The sequence below is a fragment of the Nitratireductor basaltis genome (assembly GCF_000733725.1).
Taxonomy (GTDB): domain Bacteria; phylum Pseudomonadota; class Alphaproteobacteria; order Rhizobiales; family Rhizobiaceae; genus Chelativorans; species Chelativorans basaltis.
Genome location: NZ_JMQM01000001.1, coordinates 505996 through 531263, shown reverse-complemented (window position 1 = coordinate 531263; position 25268 = coordinate 505996). Strand labels below are relative to the sequence as shown.

27 protein-coding genes are annotated in these 25268 nt (G+C 59.0%); 16 read left to right on the top strand and 11 right to left on the bottom strand.

Annotated elements, in window-relative coordinates:
* Positions 1-73: 73 nt before the first annotated feature.
* Together EL18_RS02530 and EL18_RS02525 are read right to left on the bottom strand one after the other, a co-directional pair.
* A complete protein-coding gene (locus EL18_RS02530; RefSeq protein WP_036479459.1) occupies positions 74-2620 on the bottom strand; it encodes an autotransporter outer membrane beta-barrel domain-containing protein in 2547 nt (848 codons plus the stop codon).
* A 111-nt stretch (positions 2621-2731) separates the two neighbouring features.
* The gene (locus EL18_RS02525; protein WP_152552939.1) at positions 2732-3391 is read right to left on the bottom strand and encodes a phosphoribosyltransferase; all 660 of its coding nucleotides are present in this window, start codon (positions 3389-3391) and stop codon (positions 2732-2734) included.
* A 252-nt stretch (positions 3392-3643) separates the two neighbouring features.
* On the opposite strand from EL18_RS02525, the gene EL18_RS02520 reads away from it, so the two are divergent.
* The 11 genes from EL18_RS02520 to EL18_RS02470 all read left to right on the top strand — a co-directional run bounded on the left by EL18_RS02520 (position 3644) and on the right by EL18_RS02470 (position 11828).
* On the top strand, positions 3644-4576 hold the full coding sequence (locus EL18_RS02520; RefSeq protein ID WP_036479454.1) for a ribose-phosphate pyrophosphokinase: 933 nt from the start codon (positions 3644-3646) through the stop codon (positions 4574-4576).
* 81 nt (positions 4577-4657) lie between these two features.
* Positions 4658-4984, top strand: a complete 327-nt coding sequence (locus EL18_RS02515; RefSeq protein ID WP_036479452.1) for a hypothetical protein — start codon at positions 4658-4660, stop codon at positions 4982-4984.
* A gap of 162 nt (positions 4985-5146) precedes the next feature.
* On the top strand, positions 5147-5785 hold the full coding sequence (locus EL18_RS02510; RefSeq protein ID WP_036479450.1) for a 50S ribosomal protein L25/general stress protein Ctc: 639 nt from the start codon (positions 5147-5149) through the stop codon (positions 5783-5785).
* A gap of 24 nt (positions 5786-5809) precedes the next feature.
* Positions 5810-6526 carry an aminoacyl-tRNA hydrolase gene (gene pth, locus EL18_RS02505; RefSeq protein ID WP_036479448.1) on the top strand — a complete coding sequence of 239 codons (717 nt, stop codon included), beginning with the start codon at positions 5810-5812 and terminating at the stop codon, positions 6524-6526.
* A gap of 52 nt (positions 6527-6578) precedes the next feature.
* A complete protein-coding gene (locus tag EL18_RS02500) occupies positions 6579-6857 on the top strand; it encodes a hypothetical protein (RefSeq protein ID WP_036479446.1) in 279 nt (92 codons plus the stop codon).
* Between the two features lie 514 nt (positions 6858-7371).
* Positions 7372-8475 carry a redox-regulated ATPase YchF gene (gene ychF / locus EL18_RS02495; protein WP_036479445.1) on the top strand — a complete coding sequence of 368 codons (1104 nt, stop codon included), beginning with the start codon at positions 7372-7374 and terminating at the stop codon, positions 8473-8475.
* Positions 8476-8711: 236 nt separating this feature from the next.
* Positions 8712-9254, top strand: a complete 543-nt coding sequence (locus EL18_RS02490; RefSeq protein WP_036479443.1) for a peroxiredoxin — start codon at positions 8712-8714, stop codon at positions 9252-9254.
* Between the two features lie 311 nt (positions 9255-9565).
* The gene (locus tag EL18_RS02485) at positions 9566-10141 is read left to right on the top strand and encodes a HupE/UreJ family protein (protein ID WP_161781961.1); all 576 of its coding nucleotides are present in this window, start codon (positions 9566-9568) and stop codon (positions 10139-10141) included.
* A 107-nt stretch (positions 10142-10248) separates the two neighbouring features.
* Positions 10249-10857: a LysE family translocator gene (locus tag EL18_RS02480; RefSeq protein WP_036479440.1), complete on the top strand. Its 609-nt coding sequence runs from the start codon at positions 10249-10251 to the stop codon at positions 10855-10857.
* A 4-nt stretch (positions 10858-10861) separates the two neighbouring features.
* A complete protein-coding gene (locus tag EL18_RS02475; RefSeq protein ID WP_036479438.1) occupies positions 10862-11344 on the top strand; it encodes a MaoC family dehydratase in 483 nt (160 codons plus the stop codon).
* On the top strand, positions 11334-11828 hold the full coding sequence (locus EL18_RS02470; RefSeq protein ID WP_051913696.1) for a MaoC family dehydratase: 495 nt from the start codon (positions 11334-11336) through the stop codon (positions 11826-11828). The genes EL18_RS02475 and EL18_RS02470 overlap by 11 nt, the downstream gene beginning before the upstream one ends.
* Here the strand turns inward: EL18_RS02470 and EL18_RS02465 are convergent.
* The 6 genes from EL18_RS02465 to hemF form a co-directional block, all read right to left on the bottom strand.
* Positions 11813-12358: an adenine phosphoribosyltransferase gene (locus EL18_RS02465; protein ID WP_036479435.1), complete on the bottom strand. Its 546-nt coding sequence runs from the start codon at positions 12356-12358 to the stop codon at positions 11813-11815. The two genes, EL18_RS02470 and EL18_RS02465, sit on opposite strands and share 16 nt — an antisense overlap.
* Positions 12359-12470: 112 nt before the next feature.
* The gene (locus EL18_RS02460; protein WP_036483794.1) at positions 12471-13295 is read right to left on the bottom strand and encodes a cytochrome c1; all 825 of its coding nucleotides are present in this window, start codon (positions 13293-13295) and stop codon (positions 12471-12473) included.
* Between the two features lie 32 nt (positions 13296-13327).
* Complete coding sequence (locus EL18_RS02455; RefSeq protein ID WP_036479432.1) at positions 13328-14614, bottom strand: cytochrome b; 1287 nt, start codon at positions 14612-14614, stop codon at positions 13328-13330.
* Between the two features lie 18 nt (positions 14615-14632).
* Positions 14633-15196: a ubiquinol-cytochrome c reductase iron-sulfur subunit gene (petA, locus tag EL18_RS02450; protein WP_036479429.1), complete on the bottom strand. Its 564-nt coding sequence runs from the start codon at positions 15194-15196 to the stop codon at positions 14633-14635.
* Between the two features lie 294 nt (positions 15197-15490).
* The gene (locus tag EL18_RS02445) at positions 15491-15787 is read right to left on the bottom strand and encodes a DUF6665 family protein (RefSeq protein ID WP_036479426.1); all 297 of its coding nucleotides are present in this window, start codon (positions 15785-15787) and stop codon (positions 15491-15493) included.
* A gap of 48 nt (positions 15788-15835) precedes the next feature.
* On the bottom strand, positions 15836-16750 hold the full coding sequence (gene hemF, locus EL18_RS02440; RefSeq protein WP_036479423.1) for an oxygen-dependent coproporphyrinogen oxidase: 915 nt from the start codon (positions 16748-16750) through the stop codon (positions 15836-15838).
* 139 nt (positions 16751-16889) lie between these two features.
* Between hemF and EL18_RS02435 the strand changes: the two genes are divergently transcribed.
* Positions 16890-17147, top strand: a complete 258-nt coding sequence (locus EL18_RS02435; RefSeq protein ID WP_036479420.1) for a hypothetical protein — start codon at positions 16890-16892, stop codon at positions 17145-17147.
* Positions 17148-17299: 152 nt separating this feature from the next.
* Positions 17300-17797 carry a GlcG/HbpS family heme-binding protein gene (locus tag EL18_RS02430; RefSeq protein ID WP_036479418.1) on the top strand — a complete coding sequence of 166 codons (498 nt, stop codon included), beginning with the start codon at positions 17300-17302 and terminating at the stop codon, positions 17795-17797.
* 256 nt (positions 17798-18053) lie between these two features.
* Here the strand turns inward: EL18_RS02430 and EL18_RS02425 are convergent, their stop codons facing one another.
* From EL18_RS02425 to EL18_RS02415, 3 genes are all read right to left on the bottom strand, one after another.
* Positions 18054-19373: a reverse transcriptase domain-containing protein gene (locus EL18_RS02425; protein WP_036479415.1), complete on the bottom strand. Its 1320-nt coding sequence runs from the start codon at positions 19371-19373 to the stop codon at positions 18054-18056.
* Positions 19370-19960 carry an SLATT domain-containing protein gene (locus EL18_RS02420; protein WP_036479412.1) on the bottom strand — a complete coding sequence of 197 codons (591 nt, stop codon included), beginning with the start codon at positions 19958-19960 and terminating at the stop codon, positions 19370-19372. The genes EL18_RS02425 and EL18_RS02420 overlap by 4 nt, the downstream gene beginning before the upstream one ends.
* Before the next feature lie 405 nt (positions 19961-20365).
* Positions 20366-20827, bottom strand: coding sequence for a tRNA (cytidine(34)-2'-O)-methyltransferase (locus EL18_RS02415; RefSeq protein WP_036479410.1), 462 nt, complete (start codon positions 20825-20827; stop codon positions 20366-20368).
* Positions 20828-21123: 296 nt separating this feature from the next.
* Here EL18_RS02415 and EL18_RS02410 point away from each other — a divergent pair, with 296 nt between their 5' ends.
* The 3 genes from EL18_RS02410 to EL18_RS02400 are packed head-to-tail and all read left to right on the top strand — an operon-like array spanning position 21124 to position 25176.
* Positions 21124-21372: a hypothetical protein gene (locus tag EL18_RS02410; RefSeq protein ID WP_036479407.1), complete on the top strand. Its 249-nt coding sequence runs from the start codon at positions 21124-21126 to the stop codon at positions 21370-21372.
* A gap of 55 nt (positions 21373-21427) precedes the next feature.
* The gene (locus tag EL18_RS02405) at positions 21428-23275 is read left to right on the top strand and encodes an ABC transporter ATP-binding protein (RefSeq protein WP_036479404.1); all 1848 of its coding nucleotides are present in this window, start codon (positions 21428-21430) and stop codon (positions 23273-23275) included.
* The gene (locus tag EL18_RS02400; protein ID WP_036479400.1) at positions 23272-25176 is read left to right on the top strand and encodes an ABC transporter ATP-binding protein; all 1905 of its coding nucleotides are present in this window, start codon (positions 23272-23274) and stop codon (positions 25174-25176) included. Before EL18_RS02405 ends, EL18_RS02400 begins: the two co-directional genes overlap by 4 nt.
* The last annotated feature ends 92 nt before the right edge of the window (positions 25177-25268 follow it).

Genomic DNA, 25268 nt, shown 5'->3' with positions numbered 1-25268 from the left:
GAAAGACTTGAAATCGTCAGCCCCTGCACGAGAGGGTTTGAGCCAGCGGCACCGTGCCGCTGGCATTGTTTCGTCAGAAGCTGAGCGTGAGGCGAGCGCGGCCGCCCACGCGGTGAATGTCGTTGCCGACTTCGCCGAAGGCTGTGACCGAGACATCGATATTGCTGCCAAGCCTGCCGCTCATGCCCACTTCACCCGTGGCAACAAGATAATCGCTGTCGAAACCACTCACCGCTCCGCTGCTGGCAATGGAGCTTTCGACATCGGTCCATTTCACGCCAAGACGGGCAACGCCGGTGGTCTGCTCGGTGAAGCTGTGCTCGACGCCGATATGAGCGCCCAGCACGAGCGTTTCGGAGGATATGTCGTCGATGGTGAGCCCCATGCTGTCGGCGAAGGGTTCGGCGTCGAACCGGGTCCAGCCGGCATAGCCGCGCAGATCGATGGCGGTGGCTGCTGCAATCGGACGCTTGATGCCGAGATTGGCAGCAACACCGTAGCTCGTGCCTTCGAAGGAGGCCGTGGCTGCCATCACCCCATTGACGACGTCGACATCTCCGCGACCGGCATGACCGAGGATCGAGCCGTAGAAGCCCTGCGCGGTGGAGCCCCGCAGATAGGCACCGCCGCCCCAATTGTTCATCTGAAGCGCTGTCGCATCAGGCTGGGTCAGATCGCCGGCACTCGTATAGAGGAAGCCGCCAAGTACCGCGCGATTGCAGCCAAGCCCCATCATGTCGCCAAGATCCGCCTCCGCACCCAGGCTTCCGGTCAGGGTATCGACATCGGCCGATCCATATTCGCCCCTGTCGCCGGAGATGCTGGACCAGACCGAGTAGCGGTGACCAAAGGCGCATTGGCCGCTCATCCCCTGCCCGTCGGCGTAAAGAACCTCAGGCTCCAAAGCGGCTTCTTCGCTTGTCACGACCGGTTCGGCACGCGTTGCAACCGAAATAGCCACGGCAGGCGTGCCGGACGCGAGATCGCCGACGATATCGCTAACCGCCTGCGGACCGGATGCCGAAAGTGCCGCAAAGCCACGACCTGCTTCGCCGGGGTCTTCACCCGGCGTTGCGCTGCCGCCGATATAGCCGCTGGTCGTCGTCTCGTTGATATTGGTCGTCCAGAGCAGATAGACGCCACCGCTGCCCTCATCCTGCAACCAGAAGCTACGTGCAGCGGTCGAAGGATCACTGACCAGGAGATAGTTGGTCGATGAATCAGGAGTTGCATTCACGCCCGGATCGGCATTGAGACCGGTGCTGCTCTTGTCATCCACGATACGACGCGCACCCGACAGGGCCGGCGTGCCAAGCAGGTTCACGTCAACCAGCGCACCCAGCGCGTAGACGTGGTCGGGTGCAGCCGTGTTGCGTATATGATCGGAGTCGTCAGGCGCATAGCCCGCCGCAGAAGTGTCGACGTCGACAGCAAGGACCGTACCGGCAGACGGACGGAAGGTGCCCACCTGAATGACGTCATCTGCCGCCCCATCCTGCAGGTCGACCCGGCTGGTGCCGTCCACATGCAGCGCCGAGGGATATGCGCCGCCAGCCTGGCTGCGCAGAGCCACGAAGCCGTCATGCTGGACGAGCATGCTGTTGTTTTCGAGATGGATGTCGTCAACGCTGGAATCGGCGAGATCGATCCGACTGTTGTTCAGAACCACCTTGCGCCAGCTGTCCCAGACCGTATTCGCGGCGAAAACACCGGCTCCCGCACCGTAGACGAAGGCATCGTCGTTGCCGCCACCGCCTTTGAATTCTGTGTTCTGGAATGTCAGGCTGGTGGTTTCTCCCGAAGGCGTGGAATAGGTCCATTCCGCAGCTTCCGCACCGCCAGGATTGATGACGAGGATATCATCATCACCGGCCATGTTGATGGCGTTCTGGATCGTGCCACCGAAGATGCCAAGCTTGTCGTTCTCCGCACCGGCAAAGACCGATTCGCCCGCGCCATTGGCGCCGATCGTGCCATTGTTGATCGTGATCGTGTCATTGCCGCGCTCAAGCAGGCGCGCTCCAATGCCGCCGGCGATCACGCTGCTGCCATTGATCGTGACCTCGTCATCATCATTCGGGCTGGCATTGCCCATCATGATGGTGCCGCCAATATTGGAGTCGGTGATAACGAAGATGTCGTCATTGCCGATCCCGTCCGGGAAGGCACTTCCCGCCGCATCGCCCACCACATTGCCGCTGGTGGTGACACGGTTCAAGATGATGGTATCGCGTCCCGCACCACCAAAGATGCTGCCATTCTGCGGCTGCTCGATGGCAATGCCGCCCGAATAGGGATTGCTCTCCCCCAATATTGTTACATCCGTCAGCTCCAGAAGGTCGTTGTTGCGACCTGCATCGATAATGCCGCTATAGGTCGCGGTTGAACCGACACCCGCAAGATCCGCGCCGGAAGAGCCGCCATAGGTGGTGCCCGACTTGATGTCGTGGGATGCTCCGTTCAGCACGATCGTATCGAAGGGTGAATGGAGGCTGACCTGATCGCAAAGGATCGCCACGCCATCTGTCCAGCTGCATGCGGCCTGTGCCTCGTCGCCCCCATACACCGCTGTGACGGCAAGCATGCACGGAACAACATATTTCAAACGGCGAGCGTCCATTCCCCATCCCCACAACCTTGAGTTTTGCGAGTGTTTGTTAACGGAAAATTATGACTAGTCAATAACAGGTTGCAATTTTCACCTGCTAGTTGTCCAGTTATCGGAGAATGGTTAAGCGATCCAGCAAACACATACCGCAGGGCTTCCCATCTTGGCGAGCTGTGCAGTGCATCGTTCGAAATGAACACCCGTGGTCGCGACATCGTCTACGAGAAGGCAGAATTTCTCGCGCACGCGGGCGTCCACCAGCTTCGACCGGAAATGCCGGCTTTGCATGGGGTGGCTGCTAGTACTTTTGTGGGCGCTTGCCGCCATCGTGCACCCCTGCAGTGCACGATACATGGGCAGGTTCAGCTCCCGCGCCACATACCAGGCGATGATTGTCGCAAAGTTGTTCGTCTTGCCCGAGGAGCCTGCCGGAACCGGGCACACGCAGTCATAAGCCGCTCCGTTCGTCAGCAGCCTGGCGGCCGCGACGATCTCTGATGCGATATGCTGCGCGTTTTCTTCGCTGGGCGTACGCTTCAAGTTCCGCATCGCTTTCAGCTGAAGCTCACGCACATTCTGCCGCCATGCGCGAACGCTGAAATAGGATGTCGCACCGCGCTTGTGTACCTTTACCCGCTGCAAGAGTGTCTGATCGAGAAAGAGAAGATTGGGGTCCGGCGAGGCGCTGTATTCAAGGAACAGCCTGGCTCTCTCCGGGCATTTCTGCATATGCTTGAACGAGTACCCATTCTCCGAGAAAAACCACTGCGTAGCCTGTCCCATCACCGCCCCCCGATATCTGTTATATTATGAAACAGGATGGCGATGAAAACGATTTCAGTCAAGCATAGGTTGTACATACTTTTATTATGCAATTTTACGTTAAGATCGTTTGAACCTCTCTTCACCACTGCATTAAGCAACTTGCCCTATGGGAGTGGGAAGAATGTGCATTTCTCCTCTCAATGCTTGCAATAACAACTCATGCCGCTAAAAGCCCCTGAAGATCACGTGGCGACGAGCCGGGGACACTTCATGAAGCTCTTTTCGGGCAATTCGAACCGGGTGCTTGCGGAATCCGTGGCCCGGTATCTCAACATTCCTCTGGGCAATGCGACAGTGAAGCGCTTCGCGGACGAGGAAATCTTCGTCGAGATCCAGGAGAATGTGCGAGGCGAGGACGTGTTCGTCCTGCAGTCAACGGCCTATCCGGCAAATGATCACCTGATGGAACTGCTCATCATGATCGATGCCTTCCGCCGCTCCTCCGCACGCCGCATCACTGCCGTTCTTCCCTATTTCGGATATGCCCGCCAGGATCGCCGCACATCTGGCCGAACCCCGATCTCCGCCAAGCTTGTGGCAAATCTGATCACCCGCGCCGGTGCCGACCGCGTGCTGACGCTGGACCTTCACGCGGGTCAGATCCAGGGCTTCTTCGACATTCCAACGGACAATCTGTTCGCGGTTCCCGTCATGGCACGGGACGTGAAGGCGCATTACAATCTCGAGAATGTCATGGTGGTCTCGCCGGATGTCGGCGGCGTTGTGCGTGCGCGCTCGCTTGCCAAGCGGATCGATGCACCGCTGGCCATCGTCGACAAGCGCCGCGACCGTCCCGGTGAATCCGAAGTCATGAATGTCATTGGTGATGTCCGCGGCAAGGACTGCCTCCTGATCGACGACATCGTGGATTCCGGCGGCACGCTGTGCAACGCGGCAGAAGCGCTTCTGAACAACGGTGCCACTTCCGTGACGGCCTATATCACCCACGGCGTTCTGTCGGGTGCTGCATGCGACCGCATCTGCAACTCGAAACTGAAGGAACTGGTAATTACCGATTCCATTCAGGCTCCGCCGACGGTGCAGAACACGAAGAATATCCGCGTCATCACCATTGCCGACCTCATTGGCGAGGCGATCTCGCGCACGGCAAGCGAAGAGTCGGTTTCAAGCCTGTTCAACTGAGCGTTTGAGGCCTTGGCGCATTGAGAACGCAAATGCGGGCTGGCCGACGCAAGCCATCACGCATGTGAAAGGTGACCTCGAATGCGCCATCTGGTCCTGGCCGCGCTGCTTGCGACGGCTTCTCCCGTCGGGGCAGAGGATGTCCCCGAACACCAGCTTTCCGACTGGCAGCAGAAGAAGTGCGCAACTTTCACGCAGGCTTATGAAGCCGCACTCAAGCAGCTGGGAACGGATGATCTGCGTCCCGAATTTCTCGCCTCGCAGCAGGCCTTCATGGATTCGCAGTGCATGGACAGGAAGACCCTTTGCCCGGCGTCTGGCAAGGAGCTTGAAATTGCCAATATCGTGTCGCTGGAGATGATCCATCTGGGGGCTTCCGGCACTTTTCTGCCCTACGACTGCCGCTAAGCCCCTGCGCGTCTTGCGCGCTTTCGCCCCATCCTGTATAGGCACGCGCGTCCGCGTAGACACCCTTGGAGGCAGCGCGGATGGGAGCCGGCAAGCCGGTTTTCACATTCGGGACGGCAAATTGCCCTTCGGATGCTCCATAACACTTGAAAGGAACAGGCCATGAGCCATCAGTCATATGAACTGAAGGCCGAGGCGCGCGAACGGGTCGGTAAGGGGTCCGCCCGTGCAGCTCGGCGCAACGGCAAGGTACCCGCTGTCATCTACGGCGAAAAGGAAGCCCCGCTGGCAATCGCTCTGCCATACAAGGAGCTGACCATGAAGATTCATGGCGGCGGCTTCATGACGACGATCGCCACGATCGATGTTGACGGCAAGAAGATTCAGGTCCTGCCGAAGGACTACCAGCTTGACCCCGTGCGCGACTTCACCATGCATGTGGACTTCCTGCGCGTCGGCAAGAACACCGTCGTGACCGTGAATGTGCCCGTGCACTTCACCAATGAGGAAGCTTCCCCCGGCATCAAGCGCGGCGGCGTCCTCAACATCGTGCGTCACGAAGTCGAGTTCACCTGCCCGGCCAATTCGATCCCCGAATTCATCGAGGTTGATCTGACGGGTTCCGAGCTTGGTGACTCCATCCACATCTCCGCAGTCAAGCTGCCGGAAGGTGTCACGCCAACCATCACCGACCGCGATTTCACCATCGCGACGGTTGCAGCGCCCGCCGGCCTGAAGTCCGACGACGCGGCTGATGAAGGTGGCGAAGAGGAAGCAGCAGAAGAGGGCGGCGAGGAGTAATCCTCACCCTTCGGAGGCATTCTCATGCTCATCATTGCAGGTCTTGGAAATCCTGGCCGGCAATATGAAAATAACCGGCACAATGTCGGCTTCATGGCGGCGGATGCGATATTCCGCCGCCATTCCTTTTCGCCCTGGTCGAAGAAGTTTTCGGCCGAGATTGCCACAGGCACGCTGGGCGGCGAGAAGGTTATTCTGATCAAGCCCCAGACCTTCATGAACCTGTCCGGTCAAGCTATCGGCGAGGCAATGCGCTTCTACAAGCTGGAGCCGAAGGATCTGGTCGTACTCTATGACGAGCTTGATCTGGCGCCCGCAAAGCTGCGCATCAAGACCGGCGGCGGCCATGGCGGCCACAACGGCATCAAGTCCATCGACGCCCATTGCGGCAAGGACTACCGGCGCGTGCGCATCGGCATCGGCCATCCCGGCGACAAGGCGCGCGTGCATGGTCACGTGCTGGGCGATTTCGCCAAGGTGGATCAGGACTGGCTCGAACCGATGCTTGATGCCATCGCGGATAATGCCGAGATGCTGGTGCGCGGTGACGATTCCGGCTTCATGAATCGTGTCAGCCTTGCGGTCAAAGGCAAGAGCGGCGAAGCGGAGACCCCTGCCCCGCAAAAGCCGAAGAAGCAAAGCCATATCCGGCAGGCAAGACAATCGAAGCCGGCAGTAAACATCCCCGAAGACGGGCCCATGGCCGCCATGCTGAAGAAGCTTCTGGGCGACAAGAACTGAGCCTGTTTGCCGAGCGCGAGCGGAGCGCTTATATTCACGGCATGAGCGCTGTATGGCGCACACGGAGGCCCGTGGTCCCATGAAGAATGTCACGATCGAGCTCGATGTCGAGCTTCACCGCCTGACCCGCCTTAAAGCTGAACCGGCAGGCAAGTCGATCTCGGAATATGTAGCGAGCGTGCTCGAGGAAGCGGCAGCATTGAAACAGCCTGTCACGCCTGAGGGACGGGAACGGCTCGCTGCACTCCAGCGTATTTTTGCCGGTCCCACATGGGACATCAGCGAGAACGGACGCATGCCAAACGCGGAAGAGCGGAACGCGCGTCGGTGAAGCAGTTCTTTCGCCAAGCACGATCGAAGCGGAGTTTTTGCAACAGCGATAATCGCGGCGGATCACGCGTGGCAGCCATCGGTCATTAGTTAGGGTATCTCATCGCCGTAACGGGATCTACAAATCTTAGAATCCAAACAAACCATTGAAAATTCTATATATTTCTGTTACAAAAGAGGGGTGTACGAGGAATTTTAGGAGATCATAAATGACCCCTCCGACCAATGAGAAAAATACAAAGCTGCAACAAGCCTTGACAAAAGCCCGTGCGCGACATAAAATATCTGGTCGATTTACTCTCTCGAGGTACTTTGCATCTCGGCCTACCGGCCGAGATGCAAAGTACCTCGAACGCGTATAGCATATTTCCTGAGTATTGTCAATACCAAATGCCGTTTGCATGGCGAGCATCGAATCCCTGCCATACGCGGCCTGCCTCGGGGGCTTGACGATCATGGACCCCTTCGCCCATAGCCCTGCTACGATTATCAAAGCCTGACAGGACTGACATCTCATGGGTTTCAAATGTGGCATTGTCGGCTTGCCCAATGTCGGCAAGTCCACGCTGTTCAACGCGCTCACCAAGACGGCGGCAGCGCAGGCGGCGAATTATCCGTTTTGCACGATTGAACCGAATACCGGCGAAGTGGCCGTGCCTGATCCGCGCCTGAAGAAGATCGCGCAGATCGCTTCTTCCAAGGAAGTGGTGCCGACGCGCATCTCCTTCGTGGACATTGCGGGCCTCGTGCGTGGCGCGTCCAAGGGTGAAGGCCTGGGCAACCAGTTCCTCGCCAATATCCGCGAAGTCGACGCCATCGTGCATGTGCTGCGCTGCTTCGAAGATGACGACATCACCCATGTGGAAGGTCGTGTCGATCCCGTGGCCGATGCCGAGACGGTCGAGACGGAGCTGATGCTTTCCGATCTTGAGAGCCTCGAGCGCCGCACCACCCAGATGCGCAAGCGCGCCACCGGCAAGGACAAGGAAGCGCAGACGCTTCTGCCGATGATGGACGAGGCGCTGAAGCTTCTGCAGGACGGCAAGCCGGTTCGCCTGCTGCTCGACGGCATTGCCGCCGAGGACCTGAAGATCCTGCGCAGCCTGAATCTTCTGACCTCCAAGCCTGTACTCTATGTCTGCAATGTCGCCGAAGGTGACGCCGCAGAAGGCAACGAGCATTCCGCCAAGGTGCAGGAAATGGCTGCAGCACAGGGTGCGAAGACGGTTGTCATCTCTGCTGCCATCGAGGCGGAGGTAGCACAGCTCGCCGACGAGGAAGCTGCCGAATATCTGGACGCAATGGGCCTGGAAGAGCCCGGCCTCGACCGCCTGATCCGTGCGGGCTACGAGCTTCTGGACCTCATCACCTTCTTCACCGCCGGGCCGAAGGAAGCCCGCGCATGGACCGTTGCAAAGGGCTCCAAGGCACCGCAGGCCGCAGGCGTGATCCACACCGATTTCGAACGCGGCTTCATCCGTGCGCAGACCATCGCCTATGATGATTACGTGACGCTTGGTGGTGAGACGGCAGCCCGCGATGCCGGCAAGGCCCGAGACGAAGGCAAGGAATATGTCGTCGCCGATGGTGACGTGATGCTCTTCAAGTTCAACACCTGAAGACGTGCTTGGCCACAGGTCTGCCCCGCCGGATTGCGGCGAGAAACCTGTGGCTATCACACGCTTTCAGAACAAGTTTTCGGTCCCTGTCTTGGCACTGCAATATTGCGTGCCTATGTTCCGGCCATCGTGAATGCCTGCCCTCCCCGGGCATTCCGGAAATCCGTCCGTTTCTGTTGATGACGCGCCTGTTAACGCAGCGCGCTTCGTTTCTATACGCATGAAGGAGCCCGATAATGCTCAACCGCAAAGTCCCCGACGTCACCTTCCGCACCCGCGTGCGTGACGAGTCCATCGAAGGACCGAACCCATATCGCTGGGAAGACAGGACCACTGCCGATTTCTTCAGCGGCAAGCGCGTCGTGCTGTTCTCCCTGCCGGGCGCATTCACCCCGACCTGCTCCACCTACCAGCTTCCCGATTTCGAGAAGCTCCATGACGAGTTCAAGGCTGAAGGCATCGACGAGATCTACTGCATCTCCGTCAACGATGCCTTCGTGATGAACGCCTGGGCAAAGCAGCAGGGCATCGAGAAGGTGAAGGTCATTCCCGACGGCTCCGGCGAGTTCACCCGCAAGATGGGCATGCTCGTTGCCAAGGACAATCTCGGCTTCGGGATGCGCTCCTGGCGCTATGCGGCCGTTGTCAACAACGGTCTGGTGGAGCAGTGGTTCGAGGAAGAAGGCTTTTCCGACAATTGCCAGAGCGATCCATACGGCGTCTCTTCCCCGCAGAACATTCTAGAAAATCTGCGCGCAGAGAAGAGCCAGGCGGCCTGACCCCTCGAACTGGCAAGCGCAAATCAGGAAAGCCCCGGTCGAAAAACCGGGGCTTTTTTTGTTTGAGAGCAAATTCAAAAGCCTCGGCAAGGTTTTGTTAGCGATCCAGCCTGCTTCAGCTGTAGACAGATACAATCAGCCCTCGACAAAGCGCGTCCTATGGTTGAAAAGGACAACCACAGGATTTGCTCCACAACTCTCACATGAGTTTGCACCGCAGCGTCAGCGCGGCGGACAGGCAACGGCTCATGGGAGTTGTTGTGGTGGTGGATGCGAAGGCGAATTCGCCGCGCTTGAGGGGATACTACCGCATGAAGCGACTGCTTTCGGTTATTGTCGGCACGATGGTTCTGCCAGCTGAGGCAATGGCACATCCACCCTTCAGTATTTCACTGATCGACGGCCTTCTGCACCCGATCTCCGGCGTCCATCATCTGCTCGCAATGATTGCAGTTGGCGTGTGGGCTGCACAATCGGGCGGACGCGCTGTCTGGGCTTGGCCGGTCTGCTTCATCATCATCATGGTCGGCGGCAGCGCGGCGGCATCTGCAGGATTCTCCATACCCTTTGTCGAGCCGGGCATACTGACATCGATCCTGGTCCTTGGCCTCATGATCACCTTTGCGGCCAAGCTGCACATTGCTGCCGGAGCCGCTCTGATCGCGGTATTCGCATTGCTGCACGGTTACGTGCACGGCGTCGCCTACCCGATCGATGGCACGATCATGCAATATTTGGCGGGGCTGATCCTCGGCACCGCATGCCTGCATGCGGCAGGCATAGCTGTCGCAGGTTTCTCGAGGCACATCGCAGCCCCCTGGGCGACACAGGCTCTGGGCGCGCTCACCGTGCTTGCCGGGTTCGGACTGCTCTTCACCCACGCCTGAACCACCTGCGTGGGCGGCAGAGTCCATGCTGGCCTTTCCTCAACTCCCGTCTGGTGCTTCACATCTGTGCTTCATGAGATAGGTTGTTCCCCGAGGGAGGATCTGACGTGATCACATGGGCACTGTTCATACCGGCCTGTTTTGCGCTCAATTGCGCACCGGGGCCGAACAACATGCTTGTATTTTCGAATGCTGCGCGTCTCGGTCTGCTGCCGGCCCTGGCAGGCGGCATGGGACGGATGCCGGCATTCGTCATCCTCATCGCCGTCACCATCGTCGGACTTGGAGCGGTGCTGGCCACCTCTGCCTTCGCCTTCACCCTCGTGAAGCTCGCAGGTGCTGCCTACCTGATCTATGTCGGCATACGTTTCCTGAGGCATGCGAGGGCGCTGGCGACGAGCCAGAGCGGCGATGTGGCTCTGCGCGCACTGATGCGGCGTGACTTCTTCATTGCCATCGGCAACCCAAAGGCGATTGCCATCTTCACCGCATTCTTTCCGCAGTTCATCGATCCCGCCATGGCCGCTCAGCCGCAGCTTATCAAGATGGGCATTGTGTTCCTTCTCCTGGAAGTTCTGGCCGTTCTGGCCTACGCCCTGGGCGGCACACTATTGGGCAAGGCACTGAAGTCGGCCCGGGTCTTCGTGAACCTCAACCGCTTCGTTGGAGGCGCACTCATACTCTCCGGCGCATCCATGGCCTTTTCCCGTCAGTGAATTCATGAACGACACCACCAAAATCCCAGCATACCGGACCTTTGAGGACTTCGAGCAGGGTGCGGAAATCGACCTCGGATCGCGTGAGGTCAGTGCCGAGGAGATCGTCGAATTTGCGAGCGAATTCGATCCGCAACCCATGCATTTGAACGAGGAAAGCGGACGCGCCTCCCTGCTCGGCGGTCTTGCAGCATCGGGTTGGCACACAAACGCGATCTTCATGCGCATGATGTGCGACGCATTCCTGTTGTCCTCAAGCTCGCAGGGGTCTCCCGGTATCGAGACACTGAAGTGGAAAAAACCGGTCATGGCCGGTGACATTCTGTCCGGTCGCTCCACGGTTATCGCCAAACGCGAACTGAAATCCCGACCGGAACTCGGGATGGTCACGTTGCGGCACGAGCTTCGAAACCAGCACGGCGAAGTCGTACTACAGCTGCAGAACCCGATCATGTTCCGCAAACGCCGAGACCGCGATGACGCTTGAAGAGTTTCTCCAGATAGGCCGCACGGTCGTTATTGGCGCACACCGGCTGGAAACAGGCGAAATACTGCACTTTGCCCGCAAATATGACCCGCAGCTTTTCCATACGGACGAAGAGGCTGCGCGCAAAAGCGTTCTCGGCGGGCTATGCGCCTCCGGCTGGCATACATGCGCACTTTGGATGAAATACAATGTTGCCGCCGGTTTTGGTGAGGCGGAATGGCAAGGGGAAGGACCTGCCCCCATATTTGGCCCTTCACCGGGCTTTCGTGACCTGAGATGGCTGAAGCCTGCCTATGCAGGTGACACACTCACCTTTGCGCGGCAATCGATAGGCTTCCGCCCTCTCACCTCGCGCCCCGGCTGGTACGTGTTGAACGGTCTTGCTACTGCGGACAATCAAGAGGGCGAGCGGGTCATGAGTTTTGAAAGCGCGGTGCTTTTCCATCATGCCCGCCACGAGGAGAAAGCTCAGTCGCCCTCATAGGCGATGAGCGTGTTCACCTCGACGCCAAGCGCTTCCAGTTTCGCACGGCCACCGAGATCCGGCAGGTCGATGACGAAGCAGGCCGCTACGATCTGCGCACCCATCTGGCGCAGAAGCTTTACCGCGCCTTCGGCGGTGCCACCTGTAGCGATGAGGTCGTCGACCAGAATGACCTTCTCGCCTTCCTTTACCGCGTCGCGATGCATCTCCATCTCGTCGATGCCATATTCGAGGCTGTAGGCGACGCGCACCGTCTCATGCGGGAGCTTGCCCTTCTTGCGGATCGGAATGAAGCCGGATGACAGCTGGTGCGCCATTGCACCACCGAGAATGAAGCCGCGTGCTTCTATACCGGCAATCTTGTCGACCTTCATGCCCGCATAGGGATGCACGAGCTCGTCCACAGAGCGGCGGAATGCTCGTGCGTCACCCAGCAATGTGGTGATGTCGCGAAACTGGATGCCGGGCTTGGGATAGTCCGGAATGGTGCGGATCGCCGCACGCAGCGTCTGTTCAAGCGTTTGTTTCATCGACAAGCCCCTTGGCATATCCTTTTGCGGCGTAATTGCCGCCAGTTCAAGTCAGCACCGCAGACATGAAAAAGGGCGCCGTAGCGCCCTTTCAATCACATGAGGCGAAGCTTCAGTGTGCTTCTGCCCAGATCTTGCGCTTGGTCAGATACATCAGACCGCCGAAGAGCACCAGGAAGACCATGACCACGAAGCCGGTCGACTTGCGCGCTTCCATATGCGGCTCTGCGGTCCACATCAGGAACGCGGAGACATCACGCGCATACTGGTCAACCGTCTCGGGCGCACCGTCTTCATAGGCGACGACGCCATCGGAGAGCGGCGGAGCCATGGCGAGCGATGCCGCCTTCAGGAAGTACGGGTTGTAATAGGTGCCGGGCGGCACTTCGTGACCGTGGGAATCTTCCTCATAGCCGGTAAGCAGATTGTAGACATAGTCCACACCACCTTCGGCATATTGGGTAAAGATGTCGAAGACGAAGGTCGGGAAACCACGCTCGGCCGTACGCGCCTTTGCCATCAGCGACAGATCCGGCGGATAGGCACCATTATTGGAAGCTGCCGCCTGCTGTGGATTTTCGAAGGGTGCGGGGAAGTAGTCCGACGGGGTTGCGGGACGGGTGAACATGTCACCCGCATCATCCGGACCGTCCTGTACTTCGTATTCGCTGGCCAGTGCACGCACCTGCTCTTCCGAATAACCCAGATCTTCCAGCGTGCGGAAGGCCACCAGGTTGAGCGAGTGACAGGAGGCGCAAACCTCGCGATAGACCTTGAAGCCGCGCTGCAGCTGACCGCGGTCATAGGTGCCGAAAGGACCTTCGAAGGACCAGTCCTGCTCGACCGGCTTCTTGATCGGATATTCGGCAGCACTGGCGGAAGCAGCCGTCAGGAGGCCAAGGCCGAGCGCTGCGAACCCATTGAGGAGAAGTTTCATGTTCAACATTCCTTTGCGCATGCGCTCGATCATCATTCGGCTGCGGCCGGCGCGATGGTCGACTTGCCGCCCTTCTTCTTTTCAAGAACAGCCTCGGTGATCGAGTTCGGCAGGCGCCGCGGGGTCTCGATCAGGCCGAGAACCGGCATGATGACGATGAAGAATGCGAAGTAGTACAGCGTCGATACCTGTGCCAGCGCCACATAGACACCTTCCGCAGGCCGCGAACCGAGCCAGCCAAGGAAGATGGCGTTCACGACGAAGAGCCAGAAGAAGAGCTTGTACCACGGGCGGTAGACTGCCGAGCGTACCTTCGAGGTATCAAGCCACGGCACCACGAAGAGCACCGCGATTGCGCCGAACATGGCCAGGACGCCGCCAAGCTTGGAGTCGATCGGGCCGATATTGAAGGTGATGGCACGCAGGATCGCGTAGAAGGGCAGGAAGTACCATTCCGGAACGATGTGAGCCGGCGTGTTGAGCGGGTCCGCCTCGATATAGTTGTCCGCATGTCCCAGATAGTTCGGGATGTAGAAGACGAAATAGGCGAACAGGATGAGGAACAGCACCATCGCGAAGGCGTCCTTCACCGTCGCATAGGGCGTGAAGGCAACCGTGTCCGTCTTCGACTTCACCTCGATGCCCGTCGGGTTCGTCTGCCCCGTCACATGCAGCGCCCAGACGTGGAGAACCACGACGCCGGCGATCATGAAGGGCAGAAGATAGTGAAGCGAGAAGAAGCGGTTGAGCGTCGGATCGCCAACGGCAAAGCCGCCCAGAAGCAGTTCCTGGATCCAGCTGCCGACCACGGGAATTGCGGTGAAGAAGCCGGTGATGACCGTTGCTCCCCAGAAGGACATCTGGCCCCAGGGCAGCACATAGCCCATGAAGGCGGTCGCCATCATCAGGAGATAGATGATGCAGCCCAGGATCCACAGAAGCTCGCGCGGCGCCTTGTAGGAGCCGTAATAGAGACCGCGGAAGATGTGGATATAGACGGCGATGAAGAACATCGACGCGCCATTGGCGTGCAGATAGCGAAGAAGCCAGCCGGAATTGACGTCGCGCATGATCTTCTCGACCGAGAGGAACGCGATTTCCGTGTTGGCTGCATAATGCATGGCCAGCACCACGCCGGTCAGGATCTGGGCCATCAGCATGAGGCTCAGGATGCCGCCGAAGGTGTAGGCGTAGTTCAGATTGCGTGGCACCGGATAGGCCACGAAGGAATCATAGACGAGGCGCGGCAAAGGCATGCGCGCATCCATCCAGCGACCAAAGCCGGTCTTCGGCGTGTAGGTAGAGTGTCCGCTGCTCATATTCTTCTCTCCCTGCCCTTAGCCGATCTCGATCGTCGTATCATTGACGAAGGTGAGCGTTGGAACCGGAAGGTTCGTCGGCGCCGGGCCTTTGCGGATGCGTCCCGCAGTGTCGTAGTGCGAACCGTGGCAGGGGCAGAACCACCCGCCGAAATCACCGGCCTGGCCAAGCGGCACGCAGCCCAGATGGGTGCAGACGCCAACCATCACCAGCCAGTTCTCACGGCCTTCACCGGCCGAACGGGCCTCATCGGTGGCCGGCACTTCGCCTGAAAGATTCTCGTTGCGCGCAATCGGGTCCTTGAGATCCTCGATGGCCACTTCGCGGGCGGCCTCGATCTCGGCTTCGGTACGGTTGCGAATGAAGACGGGCTTGCCGCGCCACTTCACCGTCAGGCTCATGCCCGGCTCGACGCCGGAGACATCCACCTGAATGGAAGCAAGGGCACGCGTCGATGCGTCTGGACGCATCTGATCGATAAACGGCCAGGCGACGCCTGCGGCGCCCACCACACCGGCCATGCCGGTTGCCACATAGAGAAAATCGCGACGGGTATGTTCGGTCGAATCGCTAGCGCTCACGGCACAGTGGTCCTTTCACCTCGGTAAGTGCCGGAAGGAAGGTGCATCTATGCCAAAGCGCCCGTCGGATTGGTCGCAACAGGCTGCCTGTTCCCCCGGCAATTCGCGTTGGTTTCTATGCTCGCATCTTTCACTTGTCCAGACACACAAGCCCCTTGTGGGCAGATTGTCGCGGGTGAAAGCCTTGAATACACAGCCAGAGGCACTTATGGCGCCGCCGGACAGGCCCGGACACTCTCCCTTCCCGCCCTAAAATGGCCATCTGGCTGCCCATGGAGATTCGCGCTTCCGCGGCTAGCGCGCGCCCAGGCGCGCCAGAACCATGCGCGGGATGCCCATGTCCCTGATCACCTCGTCATGACGCTTAAGGCCGCAGAGTTCGCGCTGGATGAAATAGGCATAGACGGCCTCGGCCGCCTGCTTGAGGAGCTTCTCCCGAAGCTCGCCGCTCTCGGGCAGACCATCGAGCGCCGAAACGGCCTCCTCGGCGCTTCTTCCGGCCGCACCGAGCGAAACCGCCATTTCCTCGACGAGTTCGTGGTCGAGAACCTGAACGCCGGTTTGAAGACGGTTGCCGGTACTGCTGGACATCTGGCGATCCTCTCGTGATTGCAGACGATCAGGCCGGAACGGATCGCCTCACGGCCACTTCACCACGGGCGGCATGCTGGACAGGATGGAGTTCACATTGCCGCCGGTCTTGAGACCGAAGATCGTGCCGCGGTCATAGAGCAGATTGTATTCCACATAGCGCCCGCGCTGGACAAGCTGCTGCTCGCGCTCCGCATCCGTCCAGTTCCGGTTGAAGTTCTGGCGCACCAGACGCTGGTAGATGATGAGGAAGGCGCGGCCCACATCCTGCGTGAAGGCGAAATCGGCCTCCCAGCCGCCCGCCTCCTCCGGCGATTTCAGCCAGTCATAGAAGATGCCGCCAATGCCGCGTGGCTCCTGCCGGTGGGGCAGATAGAAATATTCGTCGCACCACTCTTTCAGCCGCTCATGGTCGGCCACAGCGGAATGCTTCTCGCAGACAAATTGCAGCGCCTTGTGAAAGGCCTGCGCGTCAGGGTCCTCCTGGCTGCGCCGGTCGCTCAGCATCGGGGTGAGATCGGCCCCGCCGCCAAACCAGTTGCGGGTGGTGACGACCATGCGCGTATTCATGTGTACCGCCGGCACATGCGGGTTTTGCGGGTGGGCAATCAGCGAGATGCCCGAGGCCCAGAAGCGCGGATCTTCCTCCGCACCCGGTATCTGCTTGCGAAACTCGGGCGAGAACTCGCCGAAGACCGTCGAGGTGTGCACGCCAACCTTCTCGAAGACACGGCCATGCATCATGGACATGACGCCGCCGCCGCCCTCGCCTTCCTGGCGCAGCCATGGCGTGCGCTCGAAGCGGCCGGGCATGTGGTCCGACATCGGGCCTTCAAGCTCGTCCTCAAGCTGCTCCAGCCCGTGGCAGATGCGGTCGCGCAGGGTCTCGAACCAGGCCCGCGCCTTTTCCTTCTTCTCTTCGATATCGTCGGGCAGGCCGGCAGGCAGTTCTGGTCGTTCCATGATGGTCCATCCTGTTCCCGGACAAGGGTCGTGCGTCATGACAATATGGTCAAGGACAGTCCGGGAAGTCTCACAAATGACTCGCAAATTTTCCCGCCGAGACCTAAACTGAAAAGCAGACGGGTCAAGGAGTTCTTTCGTGCGCATACCCGCCAAACCACCGCTGGACGGGTTGAAGCGCAGCCTCGACAAGAGGCGCGCCGAGCCGGTTCGAATGCCCAAGGACGGCTTCCTGCGCGAGACCTTCGAACTCCCGCGCGCCCAGGCCCGCGCCAAGGCGCGCGAATGGCTGGAACGCTGGCCCCGCCAAGCCTACTGGACCGAAATAGAAAGCTGGTGCGAACGCCCCGGCGACGTCATCGAGTTCACCATGCGCAGGCTGCCGACGGCGGATTGAGGCAGCTTTCCCCATCTTCAGGGATGTGAAGCGCGCGCGAACGCGGCTAACCCATAATAATTATGTAAAATCATAGACTTGAACCAGAAATACGCCGCATTTTCCTGGCAGCCTGTGCGGGTTTTACAACCCATGTTTCAAAGGTTCATTTCATGACGAAGATCATCCTCGCAGCCGCTGCCGCATTGGTATCGCTAGGCACTGTTACCCAGGCCGATGAACTGCCCACCGCCGCCTATCTGCCCGTCGCCAAGGCCGTCGAGGCCGCCAATGCCGCCGTTGAAAGCTGCAAGGCGAAGGGCTTCGCCGTGACCACCGCCATCGTGGCACGCAGCGGCGAAACTTCAGTGCTGATCCATGGCGATGGTGCAGGCCCGCACACCAATGGTTCGGCCACCGGCAAGGCCTTCACCTCCGCGTCGATGGGTCGCCCCTCCGGCGCGCTGGCAGGAGGCATTGCCAGCAACCCGCCGCTTGCCGGCCTGCGCGACATGGACCCCCGCCTCGTCATCCTCGCCGGAGGCCTGCCCATCCGCATCAACGGCCAACTGGTCGGCGGCATAGGCGTCGGCGGCGCACCATCAGGCGATATCGACGCCGAATGCGCGATCGAGGGGCTGAAGGCGATTGGAGCTGAAGTGCCTGAGTAAGGCGGAACGGAAAAAGGCCGGCGCTTGGTGACGGGCGCCGGTCGGCTATGCAGAGATTGAGACTTGGTTCGGACGCAGTTGCGGCGAATTGGGGTGGTTTGAAGACGGTGCGGTTCTGGATCCGGATGTGAAAAAGCGGTTATTTGGGTAACCGTCGTGTATCGAGTGATCTGATCCCGGACCTTCCGCTCGGGGCGATCCAAGAAGATCAGAACATTGGCTGTGGCTCTATCCTCACCCGTGGCGAAGCGACCACCTAGCTGAACGGTGTAATGTCATTTTCCAGTTGCGCAACTTCTTTGCGTACAATCTTCGCAAATGCGCGATCCATCCGATCTTGCGGCCAAGTCATTACCTCTGCCGCCTCACGACCCATCATGTCAGCAATAAGCGAAGCCTTCTGCGCCTTGGTGTACTCATCGAAGCGGGGAATGTACTTTGTCTCGTCCAAATGATATCGAATTTCGTAATAAGTCTTCACAAATGTTTTAGGTCGGCCAAACTGTTGCATGCCCGCGCGTTGCCATGCTCGCTCAACGAACTTGTCGAGACGTCGAAGTTGTTTGATGTCCGTCGTCATCGAAAAGAAAAACATCCATCCTCGCCTTTTTTGATCGAAAATACAGCCTGTTATTTTGATGTTTAGGCGTCGTAGGATCTTCTTGTTGTTTGTCGTATGCTTGGCTGCTGTCAGAACACCCATTATGGTATCCATCATGCGGCGGTATGACGAAGTTCGGACGGAAATGATATCCGGTTTGACGTAATATCCGAGATAATTGACACCTGTATTCAGCGGTACGATCTTGCTTTTGCTGCCCTCAGTTGGCGGATGACACTGCAAACCGATCTTGTTTAGCTGCTTCGCGATGAACGCAAATGTCTTCTCCGCGCTATCCGTCTTACAGACCACGATAATGTCATCAACGTACCGAAAATACGAATAACGCGATTGCATCATCTCATCGAAGCGGATCATGTAAATCGCCGACAAGATGTTAGAGATACTCAATCCTTGTGGAACGCCCCTCACTGCCCCTTGTGGCGACGGAGCACCGGTTGGAGTTTGGATTGCTGTCTCGATCAAAGTAAGCAAATCACGGGTTCGGACACGTGATCGAACCCGCTGCATAAGCAGTTGATGGATGATGCTGGGGTAAAAGTCTTGAACATCAATTTGCACGAAAGAATAGTCATCACCTAGCGGTCGGATCAGGTCTGAAATCTCATAGATGTAGTGGTGTGGTGCAGCCTGACGCTTATCCGAGAAAGACTCGATCAAGACATCGTTGATTGCTCGCAAAACAATCCTATCACGCACAGTCGCAATGGAGATCTCTCGCGGGGCTTTTCCGACACCCTTGAGTACAAGCTTCTGGCGATAAGTTGTGAAACGATACGTTCCATTTCGAACTTTGGCGAGCGTAAGGGAAAGCTCCGAATCAATCATCCTCTGAAAGGCGTCGGGCGATACTCCATCTTTGCCGGTTGTTGCGGTATGAGCGATCCGCTCCTCGAAGATTTCCCTGAGATTATCAAAGGTAAATTGGCGATCGAAATGCTGGCGAGCGGTCATGAACACTTGGCCACGAAGGGTCCTGCCGCGAACGCGAGGGGGATCATAACGAGCGTTCCAATCAGAGCGCAAAAGACAACCCGCCTCCAGACGTAAGAAAGCTTCATGTATTTCGTGCAATGTAGCTGCTTGCCGTTGCTCGTGACCTCTTTGCCTTCGAGGACGATGTGGTTGAAAAGGAAATCATGGTAGTCGCCGTTTGAATGATTGGGGCACACAACCAAGATGTCAGCGTAGTCTTTCTGTTTCGCCCTCCCGTCACCCTCGTCTTCGTAAAGTCGTTGCAATGAAAGATAGCAATCGCGATATAGCGAAGCGGTCCTTTCAAACCTGAACCCACCAACGACAAGAGAAGCGACCAAGACGGCCACCGTAGCGACGATTGTTATCCCATCAAAATATGGATAAAAGGACTTGAAGTATTCAGAAAAAACCGAGAGTACGACGGTGAACAGAGAGTAATATGCAAGAAGAAATAGAGACCAGTTATTATACTGGAGAAGGCGCCTTTCAGCTGTCATCCGAACACGTGAAGTAATCCATATCTTGTCCTGGACCTGGTTTTTCTGAGAATCCAACTCGGACATCAAAGCTCCATAAAGGTACGGACGCAATTTCTCATGGATAACTAAGCACTCGTTGCCGAATGCAGCAAAAGCCAAGGCCGAAGCCCTATTTAGTAACAGTGACCCTTCCGAGCCAGCGAGCTTTCACTCGCTCCGTCCGCACCCGGGCGAAATAAAACGCATACGATAGAGAAACGCAAGTTGATCCTGCGTAGAGCATGCAACCATAACGCCCCATGCCTTACAATCTCGCCGCAAGGAACTCAATTTCTCGGCGTCGCTGGCCGGTTTTGGTTGCATGCAAAGCATACCGAGCGACTGGGCTGGGGTCGTTTAGTGCCATTGAACACTACTCTGTCCGTTCGAACACTGCAGAACGCGATCCACACACCTCCTATCTAAACCTGAACCTCTGCCACCGCCCCCCTACCCCATCGCCCCCAACTGCCGCAGTGCTTCGCCTGCTCCCATTGCAGCCGACATGGCCAGGTTGAGGCTGCGCGCCTCGCCTTGCATGGGGATCGTCACGCGCTGATCGGCCTGTTCGTGCACATGTTCGGGCACGCCTGCGGATTCGCGGCCGAACAGGAGCACGTCGTTTTGTTTGTAGGCGACGTTGCAATAGGAGGCAGCACCCTTGGTGGTGAAGAGGATGAGGCGGCGGTTTTCGGCCTCGCGCCATTCGCAAAAGGCTTCCCATGAGGGATGGCGGGTGAGGACGGCTTTGGCGATGTAGTCCATGCCTGCGCGTTTGAGCGAGCGGTCGGAGAGGTCGAAGCCGGCGGGCTCGATCAGGTCGACGGTGATGCCGAGACAGGCGGCAAGGCGCAGGATGGCGCCTGTGTTGCCGGGGATGTCCGGCTGGTAGAGGGCGATATGCAGGCTCATGAACTGTTACTTTCGCAACCTGTAGCCATTGGGCCACAGCGTCAGGTTGTTTTGCGCCTTGGCCAGACTTTGGCTGGAGCTTGGGCAATTGTGGGTCTATAAGACCATCCGTGTTGAACTGAAACCGCTGGAGGCAGAAATGGACAAGGCAATTGTGACCATCCCGTTCTGCGCGCGCCCCTGGTTCCCGGGCGCTGCCTGACGGCGGATTTCGTTCCACGCATTTTCACTGACATTCGAAAAGACGCACGAGCGGATCCGCCGGAACAACAATTCCGGACAATCAGGATTCGATCATGTCATCCAAGACCAGAACACCTCTGACCGCGCCCGCGGCCATCACGGCTTTCGCGCCGCAGGCAAACACTTCTGACACAGGCCTGTCAGGAGCGCTGGCTGGACGGCTGGCCAAGGCGCCAGCCATGCCCTACCCGCAATCTGCGCAAAAGGGCATGAAACCCGTTGCAGAAACTGCCGCGGGAAAGGCGAGCCGAGGCAGACAAGGCCTGAAAGCGGCCTATATCCCCGGCAAGGGCCACCGATAAGACTATACAGGCAGGGCGAGGCATCCGCCTCCCCTGTCCATTTTGAGGACGAAACATGTTTCGATGGTTTGAAGAGCGGCTGAACCCCTTCCCGGCGGAAGAACCGGAAGAGCCGCCGCGCACCTTCATCGCGTTCTGCATGCATTTCACCAAGGGCGCATGGCCCTTCATCGCGATGTCGGCGATCCTGATCGCGATCATCGCGATTGCCGAACTTTGGCTCTTCTCCTTCCTCGGCAATATCGTCGACTGGCTGGCGGAGCAGGATCGCGAGACTTTCCTTGCCAATGAATGGCCGAAGCTGCTCGGCATGGCGCTGGTCGTGGGCATCGTGCTGCCCGGTGCGGTGATATTGCAGGGGCTGGTCACGCATCAGGTGCTCATGGGCAACTATCCCATGCGCATTCGCTGGCAGGTGCATCGCTACCTCCTGAAGCAGTCCATGAGCTTCTATCAGGAGGAATTTGCCGGCCGCATCGCGACAAAGCTGATGCAGACGGCCCTGGCCGTGCGCGAATGCGTCATCAAGCTCATCGACGTGATGAACTATGTGGCGGTCTATTTCCTCGGCATGATCGTGCTGGCCGCTTCCGCCGACTGGCGGCTGGCCGCGCCGCTGGTGCTGTGGCTCATCGGCTATATCCTCCTGATGCGCTATTTCATCCCGCGCCTTGGGCAAGTGGCGGAAGAACAGGCCGATGCGCGCTCGCTGATGACGGGCCGCGTCGTCGATGCCTATACCAATATCCAGACGGTGAAGCTCTTCTCCCATGCCAAGCGCGAGGCGAGTTTCGCCCGCGAGGGCATGAACGGCTTTCTGCAGACGGTCTATCGCCAGTTCCGCTTTGTCACCGGCCTTTATGGTGCGCTCTACACGCTGAATGCCGCCTGCCTGCTGTCGGTCGGCGCGCTCTCGATCACGCTGTGGATAAAGGGAGCCGTCAGCGTGGGCGCTGTGGCGGTGGTGCTGGGCCTCGTTCTGCGGCTTTGGAACATGTCGCAATGGATCATGTGGGAGCTGACCGCGCTGTTCGAGAATATCGGCACGGTGCAGGACGGCATCGGCTCCATCTCGCTGCCGCGCGTGGTGGATGACGCGCCGGATGCCACGGAGCTTGAAGTGCCCGAAGGCGCGATCTCGTTTGAGAATATCCGCTTCCACTATGGCAAGACGGGCGGCGTGATCGAGGATCTGACGCTCAATATCAGGCCCGGCGAAAAGGTTGGCATTGTCGGACGCTCGGGCGCGGGCAAGTCGACACTCGTCAACCTGCTCCTGCGCTTCTACGACCTTGAGGGCGGGCGCCTGCTGATCGATGGCACCGACATTTCCGCCGTCAAGCAGGACAGTCTGCGCGCGAAGATCGGCATGGTCACGCAGGACACATCGCTCCTGCACCGCTCCGTGCGCGACAATATCCGCTATGGCCGCCCCGATGCCACGGATGAACAGGTGCTGGAAGCCGCGCGGCGTGCTGAGGCGCTGGATTTCATCAGGGGACTGTCCGACATCAAGGGACGCAAGGGGCTCGATGCGCATGTCGGCGAGCGCGGCGTGAAGCTTTCCGGCGGCCAGCGCCAGCGCATCGCCATTGCCCGCGTCATCCTCAAAGACGCCCCAATCCTGCTTCTGGATGAGGCAACCTCGGCCCTGGACTCGGAAGCCGAAGCGGCCATCCAGGAAAATCTCTACCGCCTGATGGAAGGAAAGACCGTGATTGCCATCGCCCACCGCCTCTCCACCATCGCAGCCATGGACCGGCTCGTGGTCATGGACAAGGGCCGCATCGTTGAGGAAGGAAGCCATGACGAGCTGATCGACAAAGGCGGCATCTATGCCTCGCTCTGGCAGCGCCAGTCCGGCGGCTTCATCGATATGGAGAAAGCGGAGGCCGCAGAATGACGAAGCGGGCGCGGGAGGAGGGCAAGCAGGGACCGCTGGAGGGCATTTGGCAACGCGCCGAAGGCGTGATCGAGCCCTTCGGCGATACCGACCGGGAAGTGCTGCCGGGCAGCGCCCGGGAGTTCATCTGGTTCTTTGCCACACAGGCCAAGTGGCCCTTCATCATATTGCTGATCGCCGGTGGCCTGATGGGTGTTGTCGATGCGGCGCTCTATTGGGGCCTCGGCTGGCTGATCGATGTGCTGGACCGCACCGAACCGTCGCGGCTTCTGGCCGAACACGGCCTTATGCTGGCGGGCCTGCTCCTGCTGGTGCTGGTGGTGCGCGCGGCCATCATGATCTTCAACACGGTGATGGAAGAGCAGGTCATCGCTCCATCCTTCTATCAGCGCGTACGCTGGCAGGCCTTCCGCCGCGTGATCGACCAGCCCTACGAGTTCTATCAGAACGACTTCGCCGGGCGCATCCAGACCAAGGTCATGCAGGGCGGCGAGGCGACGGGTGACTTCATCGTCTCCACGCTGCAGACCATGTGGAGCTTCCTGACATTCCTCGTTCTGGCCGGCACGATCCTGACGGTGCTCGACCCGCTGATGGGCGTGGTGCTGGCGGTGTGGTTCGCGCTTTACCTGCTGACGGCGCGCTATCTTCTCCCGCCGCTGCGCGAGGCGGGTCGCAGGACTGCCGATCAGCGCTCGCTGCTCAATGGCCGTATGGTCGACGCCTTCACCAACATAATGGCGGTGAAGCTTTTCGACAGCGGACGGCGCGAGCATGAATATGTGCGCGAGGGAATGGCAAGTTTCCTCGGCGCGGTACGCCGCCTCACCCGCGCCATCACACGGGTGCGCTCTGCCGTCGCCATTCTAAACGGCTTCATGATGGCCGGCGTCGGCGCGCTGGCGGTCACAAGCTGGATGAATGGCAATGCCACCACCGGCGAGATCGCCGCCGCGATGGGCCTCGTCTTCCGCCTCAACCAGATGTCGGGCTATGTGATGTTCAACATCAACGGCCTCATCCGCAATTTCGCGACCGTTCAGGATGCGACAACGGTTGTCTCGCGCGAGCCTGCCATCCGGGACAAGCCGGACGCGACTGTCATGCAGCGGGTGGAAGGCCATATCCGCTTTGATGATGTGAGCTTTTCCTACGGCAAGAAGGGCGATCCGGAGCAGCCCGGCGTCATCGAAAATCTCACCCTCGACATCAAGCCCGGCGAACGGGTGGCGCTGGTGGGGCCGTCGGGTGCAGGCAAGACCACGATCATCAACCTGCTGCTGCGTCTGTTCGACGTCGAGGATGGCCGCATCCTGCTTGACGGTGAGGACATACGCGACGTGACGCAGGCCTCGCTGCGCGCACAGTTCGGCGTGGTCAGCCAGGAGCCGATGCTCATGCACCGCTCCATCCGTGACAACATAGCCTATGGCCGCGCAGGTGCGAGCGAGGACGAGATCATCGCCGCGGCCAAGAAGGCATCCGCGCATGAGTTCATCATGGGCGTCACCGACCAGCGCGGCCGGTCGGGCTATGATGCCCATGTGGGCGAACGCGGCGTGAAGCTGTCGGGCGGCCAGCGTCAAAGGCTCGCCATTGCCCGCATGATGCTCAAAAACGCGCCCATCCTCATCCTTGATGAGGCAACATCGGCGCTTGATTCCGAGATCGAGGCCGTCATCCAGGAGAAACTGGAAAGCCTGATGGAGGGCAAGACGGTCATTGCCATTGCTCATCGGTTGTCGACCATCGCAGCACTCGACCGGATCATCGTGCTTGAGAAAGGGCAGATCGTGGAGGAAGGCAGCCACAGCGCGCTGGTGGAGGCCGACGGCCTTTATGCGCATTTGTGGAAGCGGCAATCGGGTGGTTTTCTGCCCATACGCATGGCCGCCGAATGACAACCGACGGGAAAATGTGAACGGCGCAGGATCAAAAATGCTGTGATTTATGCTATATTCGCCATCCGAAGCCCGTGATTTGCTGCACTCAA